Genomic DNA, 507 nt, shown 5'->3' with positions numbered 1-507 from the left:
CGCGTAGATGGCGCCGTAGCTCAGCCCGTCGACGGTGAGCTGCCAGAAGCTACGGGTCAGCGCCTCGACGTTGAAGTCGATGTTGCCGGCGTACAGGGTCGCCGTCTCGGCGAGGGCGATCGCACTCATCGGGCCTCTCTCGGACCGTCGCGGTGGGTCAGTTGACCTTGTAGATCTCGATCAGGGCGTTCGACAGCTCGCCCTGCGGGTTCCACTGGTACCGCTTGCCGACGCCCTGGCCGTCGTAGGCCTTGACGAACTCCAGCATCGCGGCGCGGTCCTTCACGCCGGAGTCGATGGCCGTGAGCATGATCGTGGTGAGGTCGTAGCCCTCCACCGAGTACACGCCCGGGGCCTGGCCGTTGAACTCCTGGTACTCGGTGGCCAGTGCGGGCGGCGCCGGGATGCAGGGGCAGGTCAGGACGGCATCCTGCGCCGCGCTGCCGGCCTGCTTGACGAACTCGGGGTCGTTGGAGCCGTCGCCGGAGCTGAAGGTCGCGGTGACGC

1 pseudogene is annotated in these 507 nt (G+C 68.0%); it reads right to left on the bottom strand.

Annotation, left to right across the window (positions count from 1 at the left end):
• Positions 1 to 157: 157 nt before the first annotated feature.
• Positions 158 to 507 (bottom strand): annotated as a pseudogene (locus AC1DQC_RS20330) (branched-chain amino acid ABC transporter substrate-binding protein); the annotation flags it as partial.

The organism is Cellulomonas sp. P4_H12, from assembly GCF_056400905.1.
This window is presented reverse-complemented; position numbering and strand designations above follow the sequence as displayed.